1 protein-coding gene is annotated in these 3,456 nt (G+C 46.8%); it reads left to right on the forward strand.

The window, feature by feature from the left end; all coding sequences use genetic code 11:
- The first annotated feature begins 233 nt into the window (after positions 1 to 233).
- Positions 234 to 3,203: an L-glutamate gamma-semialdehyde dehydrogenase gene (pruA, locus tag PN470_RS16085; protein ID WP_271935019.1), complete on the forward strand. Its 2,970-nt coding sequence runs from the start codon at positions 234 to 236 to the stop codon at positions 3,201 to 3,203.
- The last annotated feature ends 253 nt before the right edge of the window (positions 3,204 to 3,456 follow it).

Below are 3,456 nucleotides of genomic sequence, written 5' to 3' on the forward strand. Positions count from 1 at the left end.
ACCCAACACCCCACACCCCCACTTCCCCGCTCGATCGAGTACAATAGAGTGTTCAGCAAAAGCGATCAGCCATTAGCTTTGATTAGTCCTTCGGTAAGAGTTATAAACCAGAGAAAAGAGCCATTAAGAGCGGCAATCAGCTAAAAAAGCTCAAAAACTGAATTTTAGGCTGAAGGCTGACCTTAGCTTGCTGAAAGCTGAATCCCCTTGATAATTTTTTTACTTGAATCGCCGTGGTTATCCAAATCGACTCAACTCAAAACTACGAAACCAAAACCCAAGAGATCGCTAGACAACTTTTAGCCGAAACTCGGGAAAAAAAAGGTCTTTGGTCTGCTTTACAGGATCAAATGCGTTGGGATGATAAATTACTCGATTGGGCAATGTCTAACCCCAATTTACGAGTACAATTATTCCGTTTTATTGACTGTTTACCCGCTTTACGCAGTAATGCCGAGATCGCTAATCATCTCCAACAATACCTCGGTGATGCTTCCGTAGAACTGCCCAGTGCGCTGAAAAGTATCCTCAACTTTAGTGATCCTAACTCCCTACCCGCTCAAACGGCCGCCAGTCTGATCAGTAAATCCGTAGAAACCTTAGCTCGTAAGTATATCGCCGGGGAAGACCTAGGGCAAATTACTCGCACTGTCACCCGTCTGCGGAAGGAAAAAATGGCTTTTACCATAGATCTCCTCGGTGAAGCGGTAATTACTGAAGCGGAAACCCAAGTTTATCTACAAAGTTATCTCGATTTAATGACCCATTTGGCTCAAGAAGCAACCAAATGGAATAAAGTTAGCCAAATTGATGAAGCGGACGGCGACTTATTACCACAAGTGCAGGTTTCTGTCAAGCTAACTGCCTTTTATTCTCAGTTTGATCCCATAGATCCCATTGGTAGTAAAGAGAAAGTTTGCGATCGCATTCGCCTACTGTTGCGACGCGCTCAGGAGTTAGGGGTGGCAGTCCATTTTGATATGGAACAGTACGTTTATAAAAACCTCACCCTGGCTATCCTGAAAGAATTACTCCTAGAAGAAGAATTTCGCAGTCGTACCGATATTGGCATCACCCTACAGGCATATTTAAGAGATTCTGCCCAAGATTTACAAGATTTAATTAATTGGGCCAAAAAGCGCGGTTATCCCCTTACTGTCCGGCTAGTCAAAGGTGCTTACTGGGATCAGGAAACGATTAAATCTCGGCAAAATCATTGGCCACAGCCGGTATATAACGAAAAATCCGCCACCGATGCCAATTATGAGCGGATGACGCGGTTATTATTGGAAAATCATCAATATTTATACGCCGCCATCGGTAGTCATAACGTGCGATCGCAAGCCTTGGCTTGTGCGATCGCAGAAAGTTTAGAAATTCCCCGTCGTCGCTTTGAAATGCAGGTATTGTACGGCATGGGCGACCAATTAGCCAAAGCCTTAGTGAAGCGGGGTCATCGGGTGCGGGTTTATTCCCCCTACGGACAACTCTTACCCGGTATGGCCTACCTAATCCGCCGTTTATTAGAAAATACCGCTAATAGTTCCTTCCTAAGGCAAAATTTGGAGGATCGTCCCGTGGAAGATTTAATCGCAGCCCCCCGGGTTTTAGGCAAGGATAACCCGATTATCCCCGGTTTTCCTAATGCCCCCGATACGGATTATGCCAACGAGCAATTACGAAATAAAGCGAGTCAAGCCCTTACTTTTGTCAAAAATTCCCTCGGTAAGACCTATTTACCCCTAATTAACGGCGAATACGTCGCCACCAATGTTCAAATTAATTCCGTTAATCCCTGTAACCCGCAGGAAATAGTGGGGAAAGTGGGCTTAATTGAGGTGGAACAGGCAGAAAAAGCGATCATAGCGGCGAAACAGGCTTTTCCCGCTTGGAGACGCACTCCAGTGGCTAAAAGAGCCGAAATACTGCGAAAAGCGGCGGATTTGATGGAAGCGCGACGACACGAGTTATCGGCCTGGATTTGTTTGGAAGTAGGCAAAGTTATCCAACAGGCGGATCCGGAAGTGTCAGAAGCGATCGATTTTTGCCGTTATTACGCCTCCGAGATGGAAAGACTGGATTTAGGGCATAATTTCGACGTAGCAGGCGAGAATAATCGTTATTCCTACCAACCCCGGGGTATTGCTTTAGTGATTTCTCCCTGGAATTTCCCCCTAGCCATTGCGGTGGGGATGACAGTAGCGGCTTTAGTAGCTGGTAACTGCACGCTATTGAAACCTGCCGAGACTTCTTCGGTGATTACGGCGAAATTTGCCGAGATTCTCCTAGAAGCGGGTATTCCTGCCGGAGTCTTCCAATATATCCCGGGTAAAGGTTCCCAGGTGGGGGCGCATTTAGTTAGCCATCCCGATGTTCACCTAATCGCCTTCACCGGTTCACGAGAAGTGGGCTGTCGCATCTATACAGATGCCTCCATCGTGCAAAAGGGTCAAAAACACCTAAAACGAGTTATCGCCGAAATGGGCGGCAAAAATGCCCTAATTGTCGATGAGAGTGCCGATTTAGATCAGGCCGTTGTCGGTGCGGTTAAGTCCGCTTTTGGCTACACCGGCCAGAAATGTTCGGCCTGTTCGCGGATAATCGTTCTGGAAAGCGTCTATGATAGCTTTGTTGATCGCTTTGTCGAGGCTACCAAGTCCCTCAATATCGGGCCGACGGATTTACCGAGTACGGAAGTAGGACCGGTTATCGACGAGAAAGCTCAAGCAAGAATTCGGGAATACATCGAAACTGGTAAAAAAGAGGCTGAATTGGCCCTAGAGATGCCAATTCCAGAAGTGGGTTACTTCGTCAGTCCCACCGTCTTTAAGAATGTTCCCCCCGATGCGGTAATAGCGATGGAGGAAATTTTTGGTCCGGTGGTGGCAATTATCAAAGTGAGCAATTTTGAGGAAGCTTTAGCTGTAGCTAACGGAACCGACTATGCTCTAACCGGTGGCTTATATTCTCGCACTCCTGCCCATATTAACCGAGCTATGCAGGAATTTGAAGTGGGAAACCTCTATATTAACCGGGGAATCACCGGTGCGATTGTCTCCCGTCAACCCTTCGGGGGTTTCAAGATGTCGGGGGTAGGTTCCAAAGCAGGGGGTCCCGATTATCTCTTGCAATTCCTCGAACCTCGTCACATCAGCGAGAATATTCAACGTCAGGGATTTGCACCGATTGAAGGGGCCGATTAAGCGATATAGCTAAAATTGGTTATTATTGGGGGTTTATACCCCCAAATCTGGTTCATTTATTGGCTAAGACTAAATCCAGTTATTAAAAACTGATTATTTATTCTCCGTTTTGCCTATTGCCTTTTGCCTCTCCTGATATTTAGCCTATACTCAAGGGATTTAGTATTACTTGCCACTTGATCACTCAATCCAAGCTTTTGGGGGGTTCTACCCCCCAAACCCCCCGTTGGGGGCGTGGCGCCGCCCCCAAACC

The sequence above is a fragment of the Microcystis sp. CS-574 genome (assembly GCF_028329095.1).
Taxonomy (GTDB): Bacteria; Cyanobacteriota; Cyanobacteriia; order Cyanobacteriales; family Microcystaceae; genus Microcystis; species Microcystis ichthyoblabe_A.